Genomic DNA, 25517 nt, shown 5'->3' with positions numbered 1-25517 from the left:
CCCTTTAAATAAACCAAGTACGTTTTACAGGTTTATTTAAAGAGGATAATTTATTTTTGTTAGTTGTTATCGATCCCAGAATCGACCATCAGCTATACCTTGAATAAATGATTCGATCGTATCAGTTTTTAAATTATAGACGCCCGATCCATCAGGGTTTATTCTGCTTGAATCCAATGCATGTGCATCACTAATGTCAAAGGCTATAGGCTTACAATGTTTATAGGTCGTTTCCATAAACTCAAACACAGGTGTCTGAATAAGCGATTCACTACTAATGACTAATATAGCATCAAAAAGGCTAGCATCTGTTGTGTCATACGTATCGGTTACTTTAAGGGAGTCATTGAATCGATTAACCTTTTGATCGACGATACTATAATTTAGTCGATTTTTTGCTAAAGCCTGAATCCATTCCGTTAGAAGTGATAAATCAGGTTTGCCATTTAATACGATGGCTACATTTTTAGTGTCGGGTTTAAAGATTGTATTAGCTATGCTAAGTGCAGGTGATTTTTTATTGGACTGTACTTCAAGGTTTTGCTTAGGCAATTCCACTCCAATATTGCCCGCTACTTCCTGTGCCAATTCATGATCGATATGATTGATCAGGTCAATGGCATTCGATTTCACTACATTTGATTTACATTTACCTAGTTCAAAACTAAAGGCTTTTTTAATATGGTGTTTCTCAAAAGGAGCCATACTATTATAAAATAGCTTAGCTTGCGAATAAAAATCGAGGAAGCTTTCGCTACGACCACGAATCTTACGACCATCTATTTTTTCCTGATAATGCTCATAGCCACCTTCTTCAGCAGGGACAGGCGCTGGTTGATTGTCATTTAAGCCATTTCGATGATAGCTTGTTTGCCCTCGGAATATTGCCATTTGGTGCATTCCGTCGCGCTGATTGTTCTGATACGGACAGACAGGTTGATTAATCGGAATTTGATGGAAGTTAGGTCCTCCTAATCGGGATAATTGTGTGTCTGTATAAGAAAATAATCGTCCTTGTAAAAGCGGGTCATTTGAAAAGTCAATTCCAGGTACAACATGCCCTGGGTGAAACGCAACCTGTTCTGTTTCAGCAAAGAAGTTATCGACATTGCGGTTCAATGTCATTTTACCAACGATTTTGACAGGAATCTCTTCCTCTGGCCATAGTTTAGTAGGGTCTAATATATCAAAATCAAATGCATGCTCATCTTCTTCAGGAATTAACTGTAAACCTAATTCCCATTCAGGATAATCGCCTTTTTCAATTGCTTCATATAAATCTTGACGATGGAAATCAGGGTTTTTCCCGGCTATTTTTTGGGCTTCGTCCCAAACGAGTGAATGTACACCTAAAGTAGGCTTCCAATGGAATTTCACAAAATGGACTTGTCCTTTCGCATTGACAAGACGGAAAGTATGGACGCCGAAGCCTTCCATCATGCGTAAGCTACGAGGAATGGCACGATCACTCATATGCCACATAACCATATGGGCCGTTTCAGGGTTTTGCCCAATAAAATCCCAAAATGTGTCATGAGCACTTGCACCTTGTGGAATTTCATTGTGTGGTTCCGGTTTGACCGCATGGACAAAATCAGGGAACTTAATGGCATCTTGAATAAAGAAAACAGGCATATTATTGCCGACTAAATCATAATTGCCTTCGTCTGTATAAAATTTAGTAGAAAACCCTCGTACGTCCCTAACTGTGTCATTCGATCCTCTAGAACCTTGTACTGTCGAGAAGCGAACAAATACAGGTGTTATTTTGGATGGGTTTGTAAGGAAATCTGCCTTCGTATATTCTTCTAACGATTCATAAACTTGAAATACACCATGTGCGCCAACACCACGTGCATGCACAATACGTTCAGGAATGCGCTCGTGGTCAAAGTGAGTCATTTTCTCACGGAAATGAAAGTCCTCCATAAGGGTAGGGCCTCTTAACCCTGCTTTTAAGGAAAATTCATCTTCTGCCATTTTTAAGCCTTGATTCGTTGTTAAGGCATGTTTTCCTTGGTTATCAATGATAAATTGTTGTAATTGTTCAGTTTTTTTATTTTCCATGTGAATCCTCCTCCATAGACGATTATTTTGTACATTCCCTTTTTAAAGGAATAAAAACATAGCGTATTGTTGGGAAGAGGAAAAGCGTGCTGCTATAAAAGAGAAAAAGTGTTAGATTGACTGCAATCAATCTAACACTTTTCTTTACCGTTAATGTCCGCTACGGTGGTGCTTTCCGCTCAGCACAGTAAGCCGCAACCGTCGCTGTCGCGCCGCTTGTTGCGTCTTACGTTCTGTGCGTTCCCGCAGGAGTCACCACCTCCGCTACCATCAACTAGTACTCTCTCCTATTTTTTTATCTATTGCAAAAGAGGCAAAAGCTAATGAATCAAGCTGTTTGCATAACAGAAAGATATCATCAATTTAACACTTTTCTTTACCGTTGATGTCCGCTATGGTGGTGCTTTCCGCTCAGCACAGTAAGCCGCAACCGTCGTTAGCGCGCCGTTTCACCATTGCTAGCTCCGTCTAATTAGCGTTTTATTTTGCTATTTCTACAGCAGGTCGTTCTTTATGCTGAAGGTGGCTTGAAATCCAGCCGATGACAACGGCAAGTAAAAGATATATGAGTAAAATTGTGCCTTGTGTCACTAAGTTTGACCAGCCACCAAGGGTAATGACTTCTTGGAAACTTTGTAGTGAGTGTGCCATTGGTAAAACTTCTCCTATTTTAGCTAGTACAGGGTTGCCTAGTACGCCAGGGAATGTACCACCACACGTTGCTAATTGTAATACTAATAATGTTACGGCTAAAAATTTACCGACATTTCCTAAAAGAATAATAAGCATTAGGATAAGGGTCATGAAAGTAAATGAGATGACGATACTTGAAAGGAAAAAGAGCGGTACACTTGCTACTTCTAATTTAAATCCTAACAGTATAACGAGGTCTACAATAACCGATTGAATGAAACCGACGACATAGACTAATCCTAATTTATTAATAAAGTGAACAGTGCCAGTCACTTTTAGCAGTTCTCTGCGGCCTAGTGGCAGAATATTAGATGCCATAATGCCTCCTACAAATAAAGCAAGTGACAAGAAATAAGGTGCGATTCCGACACCGTAGTTCGGCACGTCAGATAAATCGGATTCTACTAATTCAATTGGTTGAGCAAACATCGATGTCGTTGCATCATCAGATTGAATAGTAGACGTTTGTGTTGCCGCGCTATTAAGCTTTGTTGCTAGCTCATTTGATCCATCAACTAACGAAGATAGCCCTTGTTGTAGTTTTGGGAAGCCGCCTGATACTTCATTAATGCCACTAGATAGAGCTGTAATGCTTGTATTAAGTGACGTAAAGCCTGTCGACCATTTGGCAAAACCGCTAGCAAATGCAGCTGCTCCCTGTTGTAATTGTTGAGCTCCAGCAGTAGCTTCAGTCATCTTTGTGCCAAACGTTTGCATATTAGCTTGGAGAGTAGCTTGACCAGTAGCCATACTATTAGCAGCAGCTGCCACTTGTTGTTGTCCAGTTGTTAAAGAAGTTTCTGTTGCAGATAATGTTTCTGCTAAAGCAATGATATGTTGCATTGCGGGATCTTGCTTTATTTCTGGATTGGCTTTGATGTATTGAGCTAATTGCTCGTTTAAATTAGTTGCTGTAGCCGCCGCTTGTTGTTGTCCTTGGGCAAGCTCTATATTTTTTGTAGACCAAGCTGCCATACTTTGGCCCATTTGCTCCATACCTGATTGAAGGGAGTGTTGTGCGCCAGTTAGTTGCTGTAGTCCGCTAGAAAGGGAGGCAGAACCAGTAATAAGTCCTTGTGCGCCATTCGATAAGCTTTCCTGCCCTGCTGACAGGTTGGAACTTCCTGTTTTCAGCTTTTGAGCACCTTCATCTACACTTTGCATGCCAGCCGCTAATTTATCGCTGCCACTTTGTATGTCACTTGCTCCTTTAGAAAGCTTTGCGGCGCCAGTTCCGGCTGTTGCAAAACCAGTCGAAGCATCCTGGAATTTAGTAAGTACAGATTCGGAGTAAAACTTCGTAATGCTAGCGTTAATTTTCATTTTCATTTTTTCCACGGCTGTTGTCGTAATTTGTGAAGCGACAAAGTTTTTTCCTGGATTGATTTCATACGAAAGTTTAGCTGTTTTTGGGGTTTCTTCCATTAAAGTAGTGACGTTTTGAGAAAAATTCTTTGGAATCGTAATGACCATATAATAGTCGCCTGCTGACAGCCCTTTTTCTGCGGTTTTAGCAGAGACAAAATGGAAGTTTAATTCTTTACCATCTTTTAGTTCGTCAATAAAATCATCCCCGACATGTAATGGTTCGTTATCGATGATAGCCCCTTCGTCAAGATTAACGACAGCTACGGGTAGCTTGTCTAATTGTCCATATGGATCCCAGTAGCCGGCTAAAAAGAAGCCAACGTAAATTAAAGGAACAAGCATAAGAAAAATAAAAGCCGTTCGCCCATGTTTATGTTTCCATATGGCTACTAAGTCTTGCAATATTAAGTGAAATCCTTTCATGAAATAATCCTACCTTCCTATTTTTAAAAGATTATTTCATAATAATCTATTGTATTAATGTTGTATAATACATAAATCGTTATTACATAATAGATTTAAAGCTATATAACGGGAGGTCAAAATGGAACTTTTACAGTTAAAGTATTTTCAAACGGTTGCTCGACTTGAACATATGACAAAGGCGGCACAACAACTTCAAATCGCGCAGCCATCATTAAGTAAAACGATTTCCCGTTTAGAGGAAGATTTGGGCGTAGCGTTATTTGATCGAGAACATCGGAAAATTAGCTTAAATGAAGCTGGCAGAATTTTTTTAAACAGAGTGGAAAGAGCGTTTGCAGAATTAAATGAGGGGCAAAGAGAGCTTACACAATTTACTGAACAGGATCAAAAGAGTATTACATTGGCAGTGACCATTCCTAGAGTGTTACCTGCTTTATTAGGATCATTTTTAATGAAATATCCAGATGCGCGGTTTCAACAGTTTCTAAAATCAGTTTCTTCTATGAAAAAACTGTTGATGGAAGGGGAGTTGGATTATTGTATATCTTCTGTTCCTATTGAGGGCGAGGGTATTAGATGGGAGCCGCTCATTACAGAAGAAATATATTTAATTGTTCCACCGAATCATCGCTTAGCGGGCAAGGATAGTATTCGATTGGCCGAGGTAAAGGATGAGGCGTTTATTAGTATGAATACTGGATTTGGCTTTCGAAATTTAACCGACCAGTTTTGTCGTGAGGCGGGGTTTGTTCAAAATATAGCCTTTGAGGGGGATGAACCTTCCGTTATTTCTGACTTAGTACGACAAGGATTAGGTGTGGCTTTCGTTTCTGCTTTATCGTGGGCTTCAAAGTCAGAGGAGTCGCCTCATAAACTGCGAATTGATGAGCCATCTTGTCAACGAACAATTGGACTAGCGTGGTCGGAAAAACGCTATTTTACGCCAATGGCTAAAAAGTTTCGCTTATTTGTTTTAGAGTATTTTTTAACAATTGCTTCATTTAATAGATGACCCAGCTAGTAGTAGGGTCATCTAAAAACGAACTAGTTATCCGTGAGCGGACGATACATTTTACTCATGGAGCTATAAAAATCTTGTAAAATCGGATTACTCAAATTTTTAGTTAAGGCAATGAGTTTAACGGGAATATTGGAAGTATATGTTTCTAAAATAGTCGCTGTTCCTTCTTCAATTTCCTTTTTTATTCTGCTTGTCCCAATGACGCCGAGATACGGATGGTTGAGGACGGCATTTTTTATGCTTTCATCACTATTACAATGTATTGTATTTGGGAAATGAATGCCTTTGTTCAATATTTCGAATTTAATAAATGGCGCTCTTAGGTCGACCAATACCGGATATTTTGCTAAATAGTTTTCTGTTTGTGCAGCGTCATGTGCTACTTTACTTGAAGAAAATAACACTAAGCTTTCATAATCAATGCATTGGTTGGAAACATCAGCGTTTAACGTTCTGCCATTGACAATAGCAAAGTCCATCTCGTTTTGGACTACCTTTTTTAAAGCTTCATCACTACTATCTACAGCATAAACTTCTATTAATATATCTGGATTCTTTTTTTGGAAATGTACTATATGTGGTAGAAAAAAACGGTCGCAATGTTCATCCAATGCGCAAATACGAATAACTTGTTTTTCTCCTTGAAATTCTTCGATTTTTCTCTGTATCGTAAACATCTCATTCAAAATATTTTTTGCATGTTCATAAAGAATTTCCCCAGCTTTCGTTAGCTGTCTTTTATTGTCTACTTTTTCGAAAAGGGGTAGGCCGATCTCATCCTCTAAATGCTGTAGATGCTTTGTAACAGTCGGTTGTGAATAATTAAGACGCATCGCTGCTTGTATTAATCTTTTTTCTTCTGCTACGATCTGAAATGTCTGAAGGTGTCTAATTTCCAATTACATAACAACCTTTCCTGTTAATTTCTAAAGCTAAATAGTAAGTAAAAATGATTATAAATTGCCGATTTAATTTTTGAAATATAATTATAACGCTAAATATTTAAAATAGTAATATAGAATATTCACTATTAGAATATTAATAACCTGTAATGCATTATAAAATAAAACACATGAAAGCGTTAGCAATATTGGGTATTTTCAAAATTTTTCTAAATTTATTTTTTAGCTGAAAGGATGGTCGAACTCACTCGTTTTAAGAGTTAATTCATAAGAAGGATCGATTGCTTTATTATACTAATCACAAAGGGGTGTTATGTTTGAGTACTGCCAAACCACTGAAGATAGAAGAAGGTACTGAAAAGAAGAAGAAGAAAAAGGGCGGGTTAAACGCATATGTGTTAATGTTTTTAATCATTTCCGTTCTTACTGTATTAACGTATATCATACCTGCTGGTCAATATGCTAGATATGAGGAAAATGGTAGAACAATAATTGACCCTACGAAATTTGAATATATTTCAAATACACCTGTAGGGTTGCTCGATATGTTTAATGCCTTTCACCAAGGGATGGTAAAAGGAGCACCAATTATTTTATTCGTTTTACTAATTGGTGGTGCTCTTGGAATTATGCAAGCAACAGGGTCGATTGATGCGTTAATTCGATTTACTGCACAGAAATTTGGTACAAGGAAAAAATTAATCATTCCAGTGATGGTACTGCTATTCTCATTACTCGGTACACTGATCGGAGCGGCTGAAGACGCATTGGTCTATATTACAATTGTAGCGCCAATGGCAATTGCCTTAGGTTTTGATGCATTAACGGGTGTAGCAATCGTCTTTCTCGGTATGATAGGTGCTGGATTTACTGCCGGCATTACGAATCCGTTTACAATTGGTGTTGCGCAAACAGTTGCTGAGCTACCTATGTACTCAGGTATTGGCTTACGTATTGCCATTTACGTTATATTCTATATTTTATCGGTTGGCTTTATTATTCGCCATGTCAATAAGATTGAAAAAAATCCTGAACTAGCTGAATACGGCAAGTTTAACCCAAATGAAAGAATTACGTTTGATGAAGGATATAAGTTAAGTAAAAGACATGCACTTTCTCTATTAGTCTTTTTAGGTTGCTTTATCGCGTTGATTTATGGCGTTATTAGTCTTGGTTGGTATATTAGTGAAATTGTAGGGATTTTCTTATTAGGCGCTATTATTATGGGTCTTATCGGAAGACTTTCTGGTAATGAAATGACGGATGCATTTTTAAAAGGCTGTTCGGAAATGATTTCAGGTGCCATGATTATTGGTATTGCCAATACGATTCTTGTTGTTCTTACTTCAGGTAACTTATTAGATACGATTTTACATGTCACTTCTAATTTACTGAATGGTTTATCGCCAAGCGTAACAGCAGTAGGGATGGCAGTAGTCAATTTCTTTATCCATTTCCTAGTGCCATCTGGAAGTGGACATGCATCTTTAGTTATGCCTATTATGGCTCCTTTAGCGGATTTAGTTGGCGTAACAAGACAAACAGCTGCGTTTGCTACTGTAATGGGTGGCGGTGTCTCTAGTTTAATTATTCCGACGGGTGGCTTATTATTAGCAGCTCTAGGTATGATGGGCATTCCTTATTCAAAATGGGCTAAGTGGGTATTACCATATGTAGGCATTCAAATTGTCATTGTTGTAATCTTTTTAATTATTGCCCAGGCAATTAATTATGGGCCGTTTTAATATCAAAGATAGCTCGGTATGGGACGTTCATTCTTTTCTATATTCGCCAAGTTACAAAAGTGAGATGGCGAACGAGGAAATAGGAGGCGTTTGTAGAATTCCTTTCAATAAAAATATACTAATGGGGTGAATGAAATGGATTATCGTCATGCTTTATCAAAAATTATTGAAGAAAAACGACAAAAATTAATTTCTGTAAGTGATCAAATTTGGGGTTATGCTGAAACAGGCTTTGAAGAGTTCCAATCTGCAGAATTATTATGTAAAACGATAGAAGAAGAAGGCTTTACGGTAGAGAAAGGTGTCGCAGACATCGATACTGCCTTTGTTGGTAGCTTTGGCACAGGGAAGCCCGTAATTGCTGTTTTAGGCGAATTTGATGCGCTAACTGGTTTAAGTCAAGTTGGTGGCGACATTCAATATAATCCGGAAGTAACAAACGGCAATGGACACGGCTGTGGACATAATTTACTTGGGACAGGTGCATTAGCTGCTGCTATCGCTATTCGTTCTTATTTAAAAGAAAACAATCTTGAAGGGACGGTTCGTTACTATGGGTGTCCTGGTGAGGAAATCGGTAGTGGTAAAACCTTTATGGTGCGAGCGGGATTATTTGATGATGTAGATTTTGCGGTATGCTGGCATCCATGGTCTCGAAACGCTGTTTGGTCTATGGCATCTCTAGCGTGCTACGAAGTTTCTTATCGATTTAAAGGGAAAAGCTCTCATGCTGCTAGTACGCCTCATCTTGGCAGAAGTGCGCTCGATGCAGTTGAATTAATGAATGTGGGCGTTAACTATTTACGCGAACATATCATTCCTGAAGCAAGAGTTCATTACGCTGTTACGAATACGGGTGGCGTATCACCGAATGTTGTACAAGAAAAGGCAGATGTCTTGTATTTTATTCGTGCACCACGTGTATCGCAAGCAGAAGATATTTATCAGCGCATTTGTGATGTCGCAAGAGGGGCTGCCCTGATGACTGGTACAGAGGTAGAAATTGATTTTGCATCAGCAGCTTCTGATATATTGCCGAATAATACATTAGAAGAGGTAATGTATAATAACTTTGTTGCCTTAGGTGTTCCGCAATATGATGAAAAAGAGCAACAATTTGCGAAAGATATTCGTGCAACATTATCTGAGGCCGACAAAAATGAAGATATTAAGGCGAATAAAGAACTAGCAGGACAAGATTTAGCACATGTCATCGACCCATTTATCCCATCTAACGGAATATTGCCCGGTACAAGTGATGTTGGCGATGTGAGCTGGGTTGTCCCTACTGTACAATGTATGGTAGCGTGTGAACCTGTAGGAACACCTCTGCATACATGGCAAATTGTTTCTACGGGTAAAACTTCAATTGCCCATAAAGGTATGCTACATGCTGGGAAAGTAATGGCGGCAACTGCTATTGAAGCGCTACTAAACCCTGAAGTCATTGAAAAAGCGAAACAAGAATTAATTGAACAACGCAATGGTGAGGACTATATATGTCCAATTCCTCCTGAAGTAAAAAAATATAAACTTCAGACTGTATAAACAAGTTAAAAATCCACTGTGCTCCTATGTAGCGCAGTGGATTTTTTAAGATTTACTAAGTGCCAGGCACCCAAACAATTCTGAAAATTTTAGGGTTTGCTGCGGAAACGCACGCAATGTAAGTCGCAACAAGCCGTGCGTAAGCGAGGGTTGCGGCTTACGGTGTGCCCGTGGAAAGCACAGTGGATTTTTACGATATAGGCTATCAGACTTGGCTTAACACCAAACAATTACTTCGTGAGGTGTAGTTTGGGCTGGAATACTTCTTGTCGTCGGTCCATACACAACAATAAGGGTGCGATTGGCAGGGCTTTTTGTAAAAGGCTGACCATTTCTCAGCAAAATAGGTGTGTAAGGAGCGAGATTTAATTGTAACTGCCCATCACTACTCAATAATTGAGCATTAAAATAATCTACTTTAACATTTTGATAGCTGTTTTCCTTTACAACGATCAGTGCTTGGTATTGTGGGGGATAAATTAAAGGGGCAGGCGCATTGCCATCATAATATCCGACAATGCGATCACCACGTCTCACAACTTCTTGATTTACAAAGTAAGTAGTGGGTGAAATCACAAAATTAACGATGCCACCAGCACCGTCTTCTACCGTCATTAACGTATAACAACCTTCACTTTGCCCATTTTGCCCAGTTGCAAAATCATTTATTTGCGTAACGACGCCCTGAAAAAAATTGAAATTTACCATAGCCATTCCTTTCTTAGAACGCAATTCCATATGACGATGAGGAAATTGCGTCTTATCATACAGTGTTATTTTAATCTATGTTACAAGTCATATATGGGTGACAGTGTATGCTTAGCTTAAAAAAAAGCAATAATATATTTTTTTCCTGAATCACTATATACTTAATTTGGGCTAAACGTAAACGTAATTTATCTAAGGAGGGGAGCCTATTGAATTGGATTTCTAAAAATAAGAAACCCTTTTTAGCATTCATCGTTATCATTATTTTTATTGCGGGTCTGCTCGATATTAAATATGAGGGACTATTTTTTCAAATGTTACCTACATCGATTCAAAGCTATTTAGCTAACATGTTTTAACTAAAATATTTTTAAGCAGTAGACCAAACTTTCAGCTTAAATAAATGCTTAGATAAATAAAAAACCCCCAGCTTGGCCACACTTTAAAATGAAAAGACGATGATCAGCTAAGCTGCTTCATTGCTTTTCAATACAATCAATGGGGGATGGCTATGTCAAATATGAACAAAAATCGTAACAATGCAAAAGTCACGGACAAGCAAAGTGCGAAAAAACCATATCAAGGTGGCAAGAAGCTTTATCAAGGGGAGTTTGGATCTGAATTCGATTTTGACGGCGCTTCAGCACAAGCGAATAACGTTTCTGAAGCACAAGAGAAGACAGCCTCACGACAACCTGTAAGCGAGCGGACTGCATGGCACTAGTTTGTATTTGACAACTATTCAATACATTGAGTTGAAAGGACTAAGGTGTACACCTTAGTCCTTTCTTAAATCTATGTTCTGTGGAATTTTTATTGTAACCGTCGTACCTATTCCTATAGTTGAATTAATTGTAATGCCATAGTCGGCTCCGTAGTATAGTTTAATGCGCTGATCGACATTGTTAATGCCAACGCCGCCGAGTTTTGTTCGCTTTTCGTTAGGCTCTTTTGTTAATTGTGTCACATCAAAGCCGGATCCATTGTCTTCGATGATAAACGCCACATCATTGCCACTAGGAATGGCGCGAATGTCAATATGACCGATATGAGAAGTACCTCGAATGCCGTGATATAAAGCATTTTCAACAATGGGTTGTAAAAGAATCTTCGGCATTTGGACGTTTCGGATTGTTTGATCACCGACAATCGTATAATTTAACTTATCTCCGTACCGTTCTTTCTGGATAAACAAGTATTGACGCACATGGTCTAATTCATTTTCTACAGTGGTCAGTTCGTTTCCACCACTAAGTGACAAGCGGAAAAATTGGGCAAGTGCTTTTGTCATTTCAATTACTTTATCACTATCGTTAAACTCCGCCATCCAAACAATTGTATCTAATGTATTGTATAAAAAATGAGGATTAATTTGACTGTGTAGCGCACTTATTTCGGTTGCTCTTAAATGTTTCTCTTTTTCCGTAATTTCTTGCATTAATTTTTCAATTTGCCCAATCATACTATTAAAATGGTTTGCTAAACTTTGTGCCTCATAACATCCTTTTTCATCAATAGGTACTTCTTTTAAGCCGTTTTCGATATTTTGCATTGCTTTTTCTAAACGTTGAAATGGGGTTGTAATACGTCCGGCAAATAAAGCTACGCTAACTGCAGCTATAATAAAAAGAATGGCACCGACTAATAAAAAGATTTCGAGCAGTTGCTTTTTAATCATGAGCAATCCGTCTTGTGAGGATACCCCAACAAAGGTCCAGTCAGCATTATTTAACGTATAGGTATGCGTTAACGTATTTTTTTCTTTATCATAGCCTGCTTGATTGGCGATAATTTGCTGTAATTGTTGTTGTTTTATATGATTTTCAAAATAGGTTGTGTCTCTATGATAAACAACTTCTCCATTGTCATTGATAATAAAAGAAAAACCATCTTTGCCTAAATCCAAGTTAGCTAAAAAGTCTTCAATTACTTTATATTGAATATCAATAAGTAATACACCGATATTTTGTCCTTCTGTATTTTTTATTTCACGGCTGATTGAAATGACCCAATTGTCCTTGTCCATTGAAAATTGCTGCATACGTGCCGATGTCAGGACGGGGTTGCTGCCATTATTAACAGCCGCCACATACCATTGCTCCTTCATCATATTGCTCGACATACTCATAATTAAGCCCTTTTCATTGGACAGTACTTGCCCGTCTTTACTAACAATAACGACCGATTGAATGAATGGGTCTGTAGCCATCGTTGTGTGAATCATAGATAGTATATTTTGTTTTGTCGTAAGGTCACGTTCGGCACTTGAAAAATAGCTTACTAGCTGAGGGTCTTCAGCAAGTAAAGCTGATACTGCTTTTAGACGATCGATATACAGATCAATATACATACCGCTCTTTTCAACTGCTGTTTTTGTGCTAGATGTTGCTTCACTTAACACGACAGAGGAAATACTATAATATAAAATACCGCCCATTAATAACAATATAAGGCCACTAGCTTTTAAATAATGAAGGGCGATTTGCATGCGTAATGTTTTAAACATATTCCATTGCTTCACAGTTAGTCCCTCATCTTTTCTCTAAACTGATTTGGAGAAATATCAAATTTCCTTTTAAATGTAGCGCTAAAATAATTGGGGTCGTCAAAGCCGACTGCTGCTGCAATTTCATATACTTTCATATCCGTGCTGAGTAAAAAAATTTTTGCGCGATCTAAGCGGATTGACAGCATATAATCTTGAAAGTTTTTACCATAAAGTCTCTTAAATAAACTACTTAAATAGGAATTACTAAGTGCCAATTGCTTTGCTAAATAGTTTAAAGAGAAATCGACATTGGCAATATTACAATCTATCTCCTTTTGGATTTTAGCTTTATAACTAGTGTCGTTATTTATTTTTGTGTCATGTAGTATGCCTTCAACAAGGCGAGTAATCTCATGTTGATTTTGTGTTATTTGTAGTTTTTCTATTAATTTCTTTAACGTTTCTTGTATGTCTTTTTTAGAAACAGGTTTTAATACGTAATCATCAATGCCCGCTTTTAAAGCCGTTACGGCATAATCAAAATAATCATAGCCAGTAATAATAGCAATTTTGACATCAGGTTTAATTGCTTTAGCTGCAATGGCAAAGTCAAGGCCATTCATTTTGGGCATATTAATGTCTGCTAGAATAAGGTCAGGACTCTGTTCTTGAAAGATTGCAAGAGCAGTTTCTCCATTGGACGCCTCAAATACTTCACAGATGGAAAGCTCCTCAAAATCAACAAATGAACGAATTCCTTTAATAATGATAGCTTCATCATCGACAACTAATAATTTATACATGACTATCACCCCTTTATAAATTAGTGATCTGGAATGCAAATAGGCAACTTCCTGCATCGTACACATCCACTATACATGCCGCGGGAGTGTTCGTGAAAGTAGAAGGGACAGATTAGGGTCTGCCCTCTATAAGTTTCATGGATTAAGGTGAATGACTACATCGCAAAAATGAAGGCACAACGTAAGCCGCAACCATCGCTGTTGAGCAGTTTGTTGCGGCTTACGTGTTGGTAATTGTGTGAGAATTGTGTGAGTGCCTGGCACTGGTTTTTATTTTGTTAGATGCACTAAGTAACCATAGCCAGCTGCTTCCATTTCAGCTTGTGGAATAAACTTAATGGCAGCACTGTTGATACAGTAACGTAAACCGCCACGATCGATAGGTCCATCATTAAACACATGTCCTAGGTGACTATCGCCACTACGGCTTCTCACTTCGGTTCTAATCATATTATAGCTAGTGTCTTCGTATTCGAGCACTACTGCTGGGTCAATTGGTTTTGTAAAGCTTGGCCAACCGCACATGGAATCGTATTTGTCCGCTGATGAAAATAGGGGCTCACCTGTAACAATATCAACATAAATACCTGGATCATAAAGGTCCCAGTATTCATTGGAATAGGCCATTTCTGTGCCATTGCCTTGTGTGACGCGGTATTGTTCTTTTGTTAACATTTTTTTAATTTCTTCATCGCTTGGCTTTGGATAGAGTGCTGGGTCAATGAGTGAAGGAATTTCTTGATTTTCCAAAGAATCAAATTCTACATGGCAATAGCCATCTGGATTTTTTTCTAAATAATCTTGGTGATATTCTTCCGCCACTGTAAAGTTTTTAAGTGGTTCTACTTCCGTAACGATTGGATCATCATAACGTTCCTGTTCTTTCGCGACCAATTGATCAATAATGGCCTTATCTGCTTCATCTGTATAGTAAATACCTGTACGATATTGTGTGCCACGGTCATTTCCTTGCTGATTTAATAAAGTGGGGTCAATAATTTGGAAGAAATGTGTTAATAGCTTATCTAAATTAACGCGCTCAGGGTCGTAACGTACATGGACGGTTTCCGCATGTCCTGTGTTCTTCCAAATTACTTCCTCGTAGGTTGGATTTTCTGTGTTGCCATTGGCGTAACCTGACACCGCATCATACACACCGTAAACACGTGCCATATAATGTTCTACACCCCAGAAGCAGCCACCTGCAAGATAAATATCTTTTAAATTATTTGTATCGAAACTTAAGTTAACGTTTGGATTAGGTGGATATTTTGATTCAGCTTGAGCGGTACTTGCACTACTAGTTAACAAAGAAGTGTCAGCCGAACATGCTGATAACAATAGGACAATACTAAATAATGCGCCAAATAGTTTGAATTTCATTAGCTGTACCTCCCTTTCTTATTGGATACTTTTAAATTTCTCAACAATTTGTGAATTGCTTACATGACCCGGTAGCGTTTGAACGAGTGTACCATCTGAGCCGATATAAGCCGACGTTGGATAGGCTCGCACGTTGTATTGTTTTGCAATAGCACCATCTTCATCTAATAGCACTTTAATATTGGCTGTATTTTCAACTCCTTTAAACCATTTAATAAAGGCATCACTGTTTTTTTCATTATTGAAATTCGGAGAAACGATGCTTAAGACAACAAAATCTTGCTCTTCTCCAGCTAGCGTATTTAACTCTTCTAAACCTGCTAGGCAAATAGAACACCATGAAGCCCAAAATTTCACATACACCTTTTTGCCTTTATAGTCAGCAAGTTTGTAAGTATCCCCTTTAACATCTGTTAATTCGAAGGTTGGTGCATAACTCGCATTATTGTTAGCCGCTGCCTTTGTCGTAGGCGTACTTTTGGCATCGCCAGCGCAAGCACTTAAAAGGAATACTGCTGCTAATAAAACGACAAGTTGTTTCAAATGAACCATACAAAAGCTCCTCTCTTATTGTGGAATAAACGTTAGCAACAAGTTTAAATTGTTGGTCATTAAGACAATGCCCATGAAAATAATGATGATCCCACCAGCAATTTTGACTTTCTGTGCATGCTTATTAATTTTTCTAACATGCCTTAATAATAAATCTGAGAATATAGCAAGCAGTAAAAAGGGAATTAATAGCCCAAGGGCATAGAAAAACATCATCAATGCCCCATAAGTAGCTTGCCCCTCACTTGCCGATAAACCTAATACCGCCCCTAGAATCGGCCCGATACAGGGCGTCCATCCCATACTAAATGTCAGACCTAATAAATAGGTACCGAGTAAATCACGTTTATTACTTCTTGTTAGCTGTACTTTCGTTTCCTTCTGAAGGACAGCTAATTTGACGATGCCGACTTGATGTAAACCGAGCAACACGACTAGTGCACCACATACGACGATAAACCAATCTGTATTAATGACCGCACCAAGAAAACCGGCGCCAAAACCTAAAATGACGAAGCTCGTTGAAAGACCAAAAACAAAAATAACTGTTTTGAATAGTAAATGCGGGTTCATTTTCCATTTACCAATAGTGAAGACCTGTTGACTAGCTGTCCCGTTTGCATTGGTTGAAAGAACGGATAAATAAACAGGTAGTAAAGGGACAATACAGGGGGAGAGGAAAGAAAGGATCCCCGCAATAAAAACCGTACTAAATAGCAGCTGCCCGTCCACGAATGAAGCACCACCTTTCTTCTATAGCTTTATAGTAAAAAAAGTGAGGTAAAAGCAACATAGAATGATTTTCTGTAACTCTTAGATATCATCTTGTAAAAATGGCATATGTGTAAGAAAGATCAAGTTGGGGGCTTTACATAAAATAAGTAATGAAATAGACACAATAGTAGTTTTGAAAATTTTGGTAAGATAGAGGGGGAGGGGATTGCTGTGGAGATTATTCGAAAATATGGTTTGCTATTAGGAGGATTTGGCTTTTCATATTTAGGCAATTGGATTTATCTTGTCGCTTTAAATTTAATGGTTTGGCATTTAACGTATTCTGCGACAGCAGTAGCGGGTATTTTTATTGTTGGTCCGATTGCACGCATACTGACGAATTTTGTGGCAGGTTCTATTATTGATCGCTCAAATAAACGAAACATCATGATAGCGATGGATATTACACGTGGATTGATCGTCTTTTTAATGCCTTTTATGACGTCAATTTGGCTTATCTATAGCTTGTTGTTTTTAGCAAATATCGCTAGTAGCTTTTTTGGCCCTAGTAGTACATATTACATTGCTAAATACGTACATGATGATGATAAGCAACGTTTTAATGCATTATTAGGCACATTAAATTCAGGGTCTTTTATGTTAGGACCGGCAATTGCAGGTGTCCTGATAGCGGTTTTTAATATCAGTATCGCGATATGGATTAATAGTGTGACATTTTTTGTTTGTGCGTGGGTCATTTCACGTTTGCCAAATATAGAAGAAGAAGTACAAGAGAAGCGGGTAATGTTGACAATGAGCGTTATTATCTCTGACTTTAAAGTGGTTTGGCGTTTTATCAAACAGCATCCCAATTTCTTAAAATTTTTTATGGCCTATCAAATTGCCTTAATGGTCGCTTTTGCATTAGATTCGCAAGAAATGACGTTTATTAAAAATAATTTAATGGCGTCGGACAGTCTTTACGGTGTGCTTGTCAGTATTGCAGGTGTGGGAGCTATTGTTGGAGGCTTTTTAGCTATTGCGTTAGTACATAAATTTTCTATCGCTACTTATATAGGGGTTGGACTAACTTGTACAATGTTATCCTATACCGCATTTTATGCATCAAGCAATATTTGGTTTGCTACGGCTTGCTTTATTACATTAGGGGTGTTTATGGCTTTCAGTAATACCGGATACGATACGGTTTATCAAAAAAATATCCCACCGCATTTAATGGGACGATTCGGTAGCTCTGTCAGCCTTATTCAAAGTGTTATTCAAATTATACTGACGTTTAGTTTAGGTTTATTGGCAGACTGGTTTTCATTACAGCTAGTAGCAGTTGCTTTTGGGGCTGTTGGCCTTATATTTGCAATATTTATGGCTCTCCATATCGCTACGAATAAACAGGCGTTACACATCGTTGAAAAAAGTAATTAGCATGTGAATAGTTGAAGAAAGAGGTTCGAAATAGCAGTGTGAAAATTTGAACCTCTTTTAATGGATGGTTCTACATGTTTAGTTTCGAAAAACAAAACGACATAGCACGTTTTACATGTACTGAACAATAGAACAGTAAGCAAGAAACGACGAGGGCAAAAGGTATGCTAAACGCCACTGGTACATCAACGCCTTGCCAAATACTCATTTTTAGTTGGTCAACGCCTAGTGTTCTTAAAATGCTAGCAAGTATGGCTATTAATGCACTGACAACTAGCCCGCCATAAAGGACGGTAAGTACAATAAGGGTTAGCGTGCAGAAAAATCCACGTATAACTTTCATAATTGTGCCCTCCGGATAATGTGCTGCACTTTCGCATTGGGGGAAATAGAATAGCTTTCTGTGTAATAAAGCGTTTGTATTGTACAATGACTGCCCACTACAACCACTTCTCCTTCAACGACCTCCGCATGTGTATCGGTAAGATGCAATTGCTTTCCTTTTATCGAGTGACAATGAAGTTTTTTTCTGAGCAGTGAAATCGATAATTTATCTTTGTCAATCGTTATTTCTTCTGCCATTAGTCGTTCAATGTTACTTGTACCAGATAATTTTAAGTAAAAATGTGTCGCCTGAATTTCTGGTGCTGTCACAATACCCATTGCATGCAACTGTTGTACGCGTAAGCTTCGTTCAATTGTTAGTTTGCCTGAACTTATGATAGTCGTCATTTGTCCATTGTGTATGGTTAAATTCCCCGCATTTGTTACTTCAGTAATTTCGCAATCACTCTTCATAATACAAGATCCTGTATTTTTTAAAACATTTGCAACAACAGTGGAATGAAAAGAACTGTGACCATGGGTGGAGATTGTTTTCAGGTTAATCTTTTGCAGTAAAGTAACAGCTCCACGAATATTTAATTGTTCACAATCTGATGCTAGATCATTAATGTTGCCACTCGTCAGCGTAATACGCTGTTGTATACGTCCATTTGTCATCCAATCACCTCTTTTGTTTAATTAATATATATTTTAATAATTGAAATATATATTAATTAAAGTATATGTCGCTTTATTTTGTCAAGAACGAAAAATGCCTATTGGTGTATAAAAATAATGACTTTGCGGATTAAGGGGGGTGCAGCTAGCTTGAACTGATTGTCTTTATGTCAGTTGATTGGAGATTAGGGAAATAAAAAAAGACTATAGCAAAATCGAATTTTTCGAGTTTGTCTACAGTCCTAGGAATATTAAATTTCTTGACATCCTAAAAAATTTTTTGCATTAATTTGTTCACATTCATTAACACTTTTGCTATTTCTGATAGTTTTTCTTGTGGGAATTTCAAAAATATTTCTTGTACTTTGAGTTCGCCTTCTGTTGTTAATACCATGTTGACGACACGGCGATCTTCATTTTCTCTAACACGTTGTATGAAATTTAGTTTTTCCAGCTTATCGCACATGGACGTCACAGCACCAGGGGTTACGCTAAAGAAATCAGCAATTTCTGTTGCTTTCATACCACCGTTAATTTTTAGTTGCAGTAGGAGAATCAACTGATTTTGCGATAGCGTTTCGCCTTCTGACAGCATATTGACAAACATCTTTGACTTTTGCTGTATCTCAAGCATTTCTCGCATAATAACTTCGACGTTGTGCAGTGGATTACTTTTTGACATTCGATCACAGCCTATTAAAATATTTAGTAATTAAATTATATAGTAACTATATAATTTGTGTTAAGCAAATTCAAAGGCTGTCTTTATTCTCCAAGGAGACTGTGTTAATAGTAGAATTTGTAGAGCTTAGTAATGTTTCACTGTTGTAGAGCTTTTATAAAGTCTTCTTTTATGCACGTAAAAATACATACTAAGTGGCCACCAGAGGACTACGAAGATGGGATAGATAGCCCAAATGACTCTTGGTGAGGAAACGATGTTGACGATAATAAAAAAGATACTGATGTGTATGCTCGCATAAACCGAAAAGGCAACAAATGTTTTTTTCTGAGCGTGATACAGTGATAAGGGCCACCATATAACTAAAAATGCAGGGTAGATTGCCCAAGGGTATTGAGGGGAAAGAAGCATATTGATGATGGCGTAATAGACGATTGTACTTACACAGCCAATCAATGCAATGTTCAATGATTTTGCTTTCTCCTCTAAAAACATTAAAATGGGCCACCAGACGATTGGATAAATGGCATAGATGAACCATAAATGTTGTGGTGAATACAATAAATTTTCAATGATAAGGAATGCAATAACCATGGCGCTGCAAATGACAGCGTATTGCTTATAAAGCCTTTTGGACATGAAATATAAAGTGATAGGCCATAGCAACAACAATAAGCAAGGGTAAATAAACCATATCGTGTGTGGCGTTGTTGAATAATTAACAATGCCTAAAAACAGCATTGTCATCAAACTACCGACTACAGAAAAGCTAATATAATGCTTCATATTACTCGCTCCATTTCTTACGTGACCATACAAAATACATTGACAGTGGCCACCATAGTATTGCGAAAATCGGGTAGATTGCCCAAATAGTATTTGGGGTGTAGTAAAGATTGATAAAAATAAAGAAGGCTGTGATTAAGCCACTTCCCCATAAGGAAAATTCTAAATTTAACTTTGCCATGCTTTTCTTTTCCGGCGCTTTTACGCCCAATTCTTTTTTGAGGTCTTCGATATCGCCAAATTCAACGATTGCCTTATTGATGGCATCCTCTTCTTCTTTTCCTTGCTCCATTAAATAAAATACTTTTTCTTCGAGATTTTCGATGATTTCCTGTTTCACCATTTCTGTTTCGTTATTGCGTGGCATGTCTTTAAACAGCTCATCAATATGATGTTTGATTTTTTTCATTCTAAGCCCTCCATAAATAAATCAATAATTTCTTTTACTTCTGTCCACTCTTTTACAAGCTCACTTAAATAAGCTTTGCCTAATGAGGTAATGCGGTAATACTTCCTTTTTCCTCCGTGCGAGACATCGCCATAATAGGCTTCAATTACTTCCTTCTTTTCTAAACGTTGAAATACTGCGTATAAAGTTGCTTCTTTAATTTGAAAACGATTATTTGTACGGACGCTTATTTCTTGGGAAATTTCGTAGCCGTATCGATCTTTTTCTAAAATGAGACGTAAAATAATCGAATCCAAATGACCGCGGATAATGTCACTTCGAACCATAAGTCACCTACTTAACCTTTATTGCTCTATCTGATGGAGTAATATTAGCAAAGATTACTCTATCTGTCAAAGTAATTAATGGTACTTTTTAGAAAAAATATAAAAGCCGATAGCACAGGAAGAGCATCCTGCATTATCGACTTCGTTGTCATAAATATAATCCGGCTAAAAAAATCCCTAGCGCTTGTTGGTATATGTCATCGAACTGACTGAGTGGAAGCGGGTTTGTACCGCTCCCTAGCTCCACTGTGAACCCGGGTCTGCGCCAGTCCTGGATAAACCAATCTTTATAGCCCGCATAGCTATTTGCTGATTGAACAGGCTCATAACCACTTACACGGCTAAATTCCTCTACCATTGTTTGTGATTCGGGCGGTTCAAGATTTTCAAATCCCCAATAAATTACTTTGCCTTGCGTATGGAAAGCCAAAACCCAAGCAAAATTACTTCTCTTTGTTAAATCGGCCATAGCAATGGCTTCGGGCTGGGTCAATGGTGCTTCTCCTCCATAATCCCGTGGTCCTGGCGCTTGAGGGTTGCGAGCACTTTCTAGCTCCCATTTTGCAGGGAATTGGTCGTTTAAATCGACGCCATTAATATTTGCCTTCCATCCGGAGAAATTGGTGCTGTTATTGTTCCAAGCAATGAGTTTATTTTTGAGTGCTTCATTATCCGGCGGGCCATTGATAACTAAATTGACGCCATCAGGGTTAACCATTGGCACGATTGAAAGTATTGTTTGTGCATAAAGAGGCCCCATAGAGAGCCCTCTAATAGTTGTTTGATTTGTTAGTGCGAGTAAGTAGTCGTTTAGAAATGTCATGATAATTGGTGTTGTAATCCATTCATTGGCGTGAAATGAACCATTATAATGAACGCGCTTGGAGCCATTGCCAATTAAAATTTCAGGTATTTGGCGATTCAAAACAGAAGGACCGATGGAGTTGTTTTGAAGAAACGGATAAGCTGCTTGAAGCTTTTTAATATCACTTATCATCATATCGTAGTCGTAATTTTGTTTGCCATCTACAAGCCGCCAAATAAGTCTTTGAGGGACTTGAATTGTTTGGCCAATTTGTAGTTGGTTTGGCGTAATACCAGGATTCGCGAGTAAAATTGCATCGAGCTGTACATTTTGCTTTTGCGCAATTTGCCACAAAGAATCGCCTTGTTTGATTACATAGCTAGACGTCAAAAATCCAGGGATTTGAATGCGCTGGCCCACTTGAAGTCGTTGCGGGTTGATGCTTCGATTGGAATCTAAAATTAATTGAAGAGGTATTTTAAATACCTCGCTGAAATACCACAGTGAATCACCGGGCCTTACAAAGATGTCCACAATTTATCGCTCCTTATCTCAAAAGTGTTCGCTATAAGATGTATATGAGATTGTGTCAAAATATAGTGCCAGGCACCCAAACAATTTCGGGACAATTCTGAATTTTTCTGGTAAATGCGGGGACGCAATATGCTGCGCACTCACAATGGCATTCAACAGTAATAGTCAAACTTTATTTTTAAAAAGCAATAGAGAATATAGACTCATTTCGAATTAGCAAAAATCCTTTCGCGCGGGGGTTCATCAAGGATTGGCCTCAGTAAATCAGCTAAACATGTACAATGCCAACTTTTTCTGCTAGTTTAAATTCCAGCATTATACTGGTAATATACTAATATGACAAACAAAAGGAAGGGTATGCAATGTATAAAAATTTTAAAATAGGTATACGTGCAAAAATTATCCTTGGTTATATAGTTATTATTCTATGTTTACTTGCATCAGTGATCATATTAAATAATCAAATTACTTCCTTACAAAAGGAAAGAAATTTCATCATTAAATATGATTCTCAAGTGCAAACACTTACTAATCGTATTGAAAAGTATATTTTAGATATGGAAACGAGCCAACGAGGCTATATAATTACCGGTGATTCAAGCTATTTAGAGCCTTATTATAAAGCGGAAGAAAATTGGAAGGTTGATTTTGATCAACTCCATCAGCTTTTAGAAAATAGAGAGAACCAACAAGAGAAGTTAAATGCGATTAAAGTTACGATTGAACAATGGATTTCCACTTCAGGTGAACCAACTATACAATTTAAAAAAGAAAATAACACAGAAGCAATAAATGAGTTTTTCAAAGTAGATGTTGGTCGCAAAGATATGGAGACGATGCGCAATCAGTTTGATGCTTTCCGTTCTGATGAAAATACCTTTACGCAAAATAAAGCGAAGCAATTGGATCAAAGGAACAGTAAGTTAACAACAGGCTTATTCGGCATACTAGTGCTCGTATCTTTTATCTCAATTATCATTGCGAGTGGGATTTCACGCTCAATCGTTAAAACAATGAAAGAAGTCACACAAACAATTAAGGAAATGGCGGCTTCAAAAGGAAACTATCGAACAAGAATTCATGTTAAAACCAATGACGAAATTAATGATCTCGCCAATGCTACAAACGAGTTGTTAGATGCATTTGAGCGCAGAGAATGGTTGCAAGCGAACCTCGCTGAAATTGTGACGAAATATCAAGGGGTTTCGGCGATTACAAAATTGGCAGAAACTTTTCTTGCAGAAATGGCGCACAAGACGCAGTCTACTTTCGGTGCATTTTATGTGCGTGAGATGCATAATAGCGATGTAGTCTTTGTAAAGAAAGCAGCATTTGCTGATGCTGGCGATAATGTTGGCATTGAACAATTTAAACTCGGACAAGGCTTAATTGGCCAGTGTGCGCTTGAAAAACGAATGTTCATTAATCATGATATTTCCAAAGAGTATCGTGTTATCGGAACAGGTTTAGGTGAAGCGCCACCGAAGAGTGTTTTTATTTTCCCAATTATATTTGAGGATGAAGTGATAGCTGTTGCAGAATTAGCGACAATGACTAGCTACACAGTGCTTCATCAAGAATTAGTAAAACAAGTTATTGAAACGTTTGGATTAACGGTTAATAGTATTTTAGGTCGCATGGAAATTGTACGACTACTTAATGAATCAAGAGCGATGACAGAGGAATTACAAGTACAATCGGAAGAGCTACAAACGCAATCAGAAGAATTACAAATGCAAACAGAAGAATTGACGATGATTAATGAACAGCTAGAAGAAAGATCAAAAGAGGCTGAAACGAAATCGCAACAATTAGAGAAAGCGAAAAAAGAATTAGAAGATAGTGCTGAGCAACTTGTCTTACATTCTAATTATAAATCTCAGTTTTTAGCCAATATGTCTCATGAATTACGAACACCATTAAATAGCATTTTAATTTTATCTGAAATGTTATCTGAGAATGGCAATAATAATTTAACGGAAGAAGAGATGGAATTTGCAAGAGTTATCCATTCTTCTGGTGAAGATTTACTAGCATTGATTAATGATATTTTAGATATATCAAAAGTTGAGGCCGGGAAAATCGATATTATTTTCGATGAAGTGAATATGAGTGAAATGCCGCAGCAAATTGAGCAAATCTTTGCTCCGGTAGCGAAGAAAAAACATCTAGAGTTACACATATCAAAAGCAGATAATGTTGGGGATATTTTCTATACAGATGAAAAGAGATTCCAACAAATTTTGAAAAATCTACTATCGAATGCATTGAAATTTACAGAGCGGGGTTATGTCCATGTAGATATTAAACAGCTTGACCATGGACAGTTAACAACCAATATGCAAGAAGTAAGTGCAGAATGGCTTGAAATTAAAGTGTCCGACACAGGTATAGGTATTCCAAAGGACAAGCATCAACTCATTTTTGAATCGTTCCAGCAAGCAGATGGTGCCACTGTACGCAAATATGGTGGAACAGGGTTAGGGTTAACTATCTGTAAGGAATTTGCAAAATTACTCGGTGGATGGATTACGCTACAAAGTGAAGAAGGGAAAGGCAGTAGCTTCACGCTTACCATTCCAAGTTTACCTAATGGCTTAAATGAAACAGTGATCGACGTTGCTTATGAGGAAGTTGTAGCTACAATCGAAGTACCTGAGACAATTGAGGAAGTGCAGAAGCAAGTAAATGAAAGCCGTCCAGTTTCCCCACAGGAAGTAGAAGTATTCCAAGGGAAAAATATTTTAATTGTAGATGATGATTATCGAAATATCTATGCCTTGAAAGCAGCTCTCGAAAATCGAGGCATGAATATCCTCGTTGCAAAAGATGGTTTAGAATGTTTAGAAATAATGGAGAAGAATAACGCCATCGATCTTATTCTAATGGATATTATGATGCCAAATATGGATGGATATGAAACGATGTCTATTATTCGAACAAAAATGAATCTTACCGATTTACCGATTATCGCTTTAACAGCAAAAGCAATGAAAACCGATCGCGACAAATCGCTAGAGGCAGGGGCTTCTGATTATATTAGTAAGCCATTAAATTTAGATCAGTTAGTATCGGTATTGCGCGTATGGCTAGTTTCTAAAGGGAGTTGAAT

The 25517-nt window shown here is 37.8% G+C and carries 23 protein-coding genes; 7 read left to right on the top strand and 16 right to left on the bottom strand.

Annotation, left to right across the window (positions count from 1 at the left end; genetic code table 11):
- Positions 1–66 precede the first annotated feature (66 nt).
- Together ACKVEV_RS16640 and ACKVEV_RS16635 are read right to left on the bottom strand one after the other, a co-directional pair.
- Complete coding sequence (locus tag ACKVEV_RS16640) at positions 67–2067, bottom strand: catalase (protein WP_409367405.1); 2001 nt, start codon at positions 2065–2067, stop codon at positions 67–69.
- A gap of 480 nt (positions 2068–2547) precedes the next feature.
- On the bottom strand, positions 2548–4551 hold the full coding sequence (locus ACKVEV_RS16635) for a YhgE/Pip family protein (RefSeq protein ID WP_409367404.1): 2004 nt from the start codon (positions 4549–4551) through the stop codon (positions 2548–2550).
- Between the two features lie 121 nt (positions 4552–4672).
- Between ACKVEV_RS16635 and ACKVEV_RS16630 the strand changes: the two genes are divergently transcribed.
- On the top strand, positions 4673–5566 hold the full coding sequence (locus ACKVEV_RS16630; RefSeq protein WP_409367403.1) for a LysR family transcriptional regulator: 894 nt from the start codon (positions 4673–4675) through the stop codon (positions 5564–5566).
- A 32-nt stretch (positions 5567–5598) separates the two neighbouring features.
- On the opposite strand, the gene ACKVEV_RS16625 is transcribed toward ACKVEV_RS16630, so the two are convergent.
- Positions 5599–6474: a LysR family transcriptional regulator gene (locus tag ACKVEV_RS16625; RefSeq protein WP_409367402.1), complete on the bottom strand. Its 876-nt coding sequence runs from the start codon at positions 6472–6474 to the stop codon at positions 5599–5601.
- 320 nt (positions 6475–6794) lie between these two features.
- Here ACKVEV_RS16625 and ACKVEV_RS16620 point away from each other — a divergent pair, with 320 nt between their 5' ends.
- Together ACKVEV_RS16620 and ACKVEV_RS16615 are read left to right on the top strand one after the other, a co-directional pair.
- On the top strand, positions 6795–8222 hold the full coding sequence (locus ACKVEV_RS16620) for a YfcC family protein (RefSeq protein WP_409367401.1): 1428 nt from the start codon (positions 6795–6797) through the stop codon (positions 8220–8222).
- A gap of 135 nt (positions 8223–8357) precedes the next feature.
- The gene (locus tag ACKVEV_RS16615) at positions 8358–9770 is read left to right on the top strand and encodes a M20 family metallopeptidase (RefSeq protein ID WP_409367400.1); all 1413 of its coding nucleotides are present in this window, start codon (positions 8358–8360) and stop codon (positions 9768–9770) included.
- Positions 9771–9986: 216 nt separating this feature from the next.
- Here the strand turns inward: ACKVEV_RS16615 and ACKVEV_RS16610 are convergent, their stop codons facing one another.
- Complete coding sequence (locus tag ACKVEV_RS16610; protein ID WP_409367399.1) at positions 9987–10478, bottom strand: hypothetical protein; 492 nt, start codon at positions 10476–10478, stop codon at positions 9987–9989.
- Between the two features lie 209 nt (positions 10479–10687).
- On the opposite strand from ACKVEV_RS16610, the gene ACKVEV_RS16605 reads away from it, so the two are divergent.
- Together ACKVEV_RS16605 and ACKVEV_RS16600 are read left to right on the top strand one after the other, a co-directional pair.
- Positions 10688–10837: a hypothetical protein gene (locus ACKVEV_RS16605; RefSeq protein WP_409367398.1), complete on the top strand. Its 150-nt coding sequence runs from the start codon at positions 10688–10690 to the stop codon at positions 10835–10837.
- Between the two features lie 152 nt (positions 10838–10989).
- Positions 10990–11202: a hypothetical protein gene (locus tag ACKVEV_RS16600; RefSeq protein WP_409367397.1), complete on the top strand. Its 213-nt coding sequence runs from the start codon at positions 10990–10992 to the stop codon at positions 11200–11202.
- Positions 11203–11256: 54 nt separating this feature from the next.
- Here the strand turns inward: ACKVEV_RS16600 and ACKVEV_RS16595 are convergent, their stop codons facing one another.
- The 5 genes from ACKVEV_RS16595 to ACKVEV_RS16575 all read right to left on the bottom strand — a co-directional run bounded on the left by ACKVEV_RS16595 (position 11257) and on the right by ACKVEV_RS16575 (position 16436).
- A complete protein-coding gene (locus tag ACKVEV_RS16595; protein WP_409367396.1) occupies positions 11257–12999 on the bottom strand; it encodes a cache domain-containing protein in 1743 nt (580 codons plus the stop codon).
- A 2-nt stretch (positions 13000–13001) separates the two neighbouring features.
- Positions 13002–13769 (bottom strand): response regulator, encoded by a 768-nt coding sequence (locus ACKVEV_RS16590; RefSeq protein ID WP_409367395.1) that lies wholly within the window; start codon positions 13767–13769, stop codon positions 13002–13004.
- Between the two features lie 270 nt (positions 13770–14039).
- A complete protein-coding gene (msrAB, locus tag ACKVEV_RS16585; RefSeq protein WP_409367394.1) occupies positions 14040–15152 on the bottom strand; it encodes a bifunctional peptide-methionine (S)-S-oxide reductase MsrA/peptide-methionine (R)-S-oxide reductase MsrB in 1113 nt (370 codons plus the stop codon).
- 18 nt (positions 15153–15170) lie between these two features.
- Entirely contained in the window at positions 15171–15704 is a 534-nt protein-coding gene (locus ACKVEV_RS16580; RefSeq protein ID WP_409367393.1) for a redoxin family protein, read from the bottom strand.
- Between the two features lie 15 nt (positions 15705–15719).
- Positions 15720–16436 carry a cytochrome c biogenesis CcdA family protein gene (locus ACKVEV_RS16575; protein ID WP_409367392.1) on the bottom strand — a complete coding sequence of 239 codons (717 nt, stop codon included), beginning with the start codon at positions 16434–16436 and terminating at the stop codon, positions 15720–15722.
- Between the two features lie 213 nt (positions 16437–16649).
- Here ACKVEV_RS16575 and ACKVEV_RS16570 point away from each other — a divergent pair, with 213 nt between their 5' ends.
- Entirely contained in the window at positions 16650–17861 is a 1212-nt protein-coding gene (locus tag ACKVEV_RS16570) for an MFS transporter (protein WP_409367391.1), read from the top strand.
- Between the two features lie 70 nt (positions 17862–17931).
- On the opposite strand, the gene ACKVEV_RS16565 is transcribed toward ACKVEV_RS16570, so the two are convergent.
- The 7 genes from ACKVEV_RS16565 to ACKVEV_RS16535 form a co-directional block, all read right to left on the bottom strand.
- The gene (locus ACKVEV_RS16565; RefSeq protein WP_409367390.1) at positions 17932–18204 is read right to left on the bottom strand and encodes a hypothetical protein; all 273 of its coding nucleotides are present in this window, start codon (positions 18202–18204) and stop codon (positions 17932–17934) included.
- Positions 18201–18863, bottom strand: a complete 663-nt coding sequence (locus tag ACKVEV_RS16560; protein WP_409367389.1) for a hypothetical protein — start codon at positions 18861–18863, stop codon at positions 18201–18203. Before ACKVEV_RS16560 ends, ACKVEV_RS16565 begins: the two co-directional genes overlap by 4 nt.
- 268 nt (positions 18864–19131) lie before the next feature.
- On the bottom strand, positions 19132–19545 hold the full coding sequence (locus tag ACKVEV_RS16555) for a MarR family transcriptional regulator (RefSeq protein ID WP_409367388.1): 414 nt from the start codon (positions 19543–19545) through the stop codon (positions 19132–19134).
- Between the two features lie 126 nt (positions 19546–19671).
- On the bottom strand, positions 19672–20331 hold the full coding sequence (locus tag ACKVEV_RS16550) for a hypothetical protein (RefSeq protein WP_409367387.1): 660 nt from the start codon (positions 20329–20331) through the stop codon (positions 19672–19674).
- Position 20332: 1 nt separating this feature from the next.
- Positions 20333–20740 (bottom strand): permease prefix domain 1-containing protein, encoded by a 408-nt coding sequence (locus ACKVEV_RS16545; protein ID WP_409367386.1) that lies wholly within the window; start codon positions 20738–20740, stop codon positions 20333–20335.
- Positions 20737–21066 (bottom strand): PadR family transcriptional regulator, encoded by a 330-nt coding sequence (locus ACKVEV_RS16540; protein ID WP_340821646.1) that lies wholly within the window; start codon positions 21064–21066, stop codon positions 20737–20739. The genes ACKVEV_RS16545 and ACKVEV_RS16540 overlap by 4 nt, the downstream gene beginning before the upstream one ends.
- 148 nt (positions 21067–21214) lie before the next feature.
- Positions 21215–22405, bottom strand: a complete 1191-nt coding sequence (locus tag ACKVEV_RS16535; RefSeq protein ID WP_409367385.1) for a M14 family metallopeptidase — start codon at positions 22403–22405, stop codon at positions 21215–21217.
- A 362-nt stretch (positions 22406–22767) separates the two neighbouring features.
- On the opposite strand from ACKVEV_RS16535, the gene ACKVEV_RS16530 reads away from it, so the two are divergent.
- Positions 22768–25515 (top strand): CHASE3 domain-containing protein, encoded by a 2748-nt coding sequence (locus tag ACKVEV_RS16530; protein ID WP_409367384.1) that lies wholly within the window; start codon positions 22768–22770, stop codon positions 25513–25515.
- Positions 25516–25517: the final 2 nt, after the last annotated feature.

Source organism: Lysinibacillus sp. 38-6 (assembly GCF_046245175.1).
Taxonomy (GTDB): domain Bacteria; phylum Bacillota; class Bacilli; order Bacillales_A; family Planococcaceae; genus Lysinibacillus.
The sequence above is the reverse complement of the archived record's forward strand: the minus strand, read 5'-3'. Positions and strand labels throughout refer to the sequence as shown.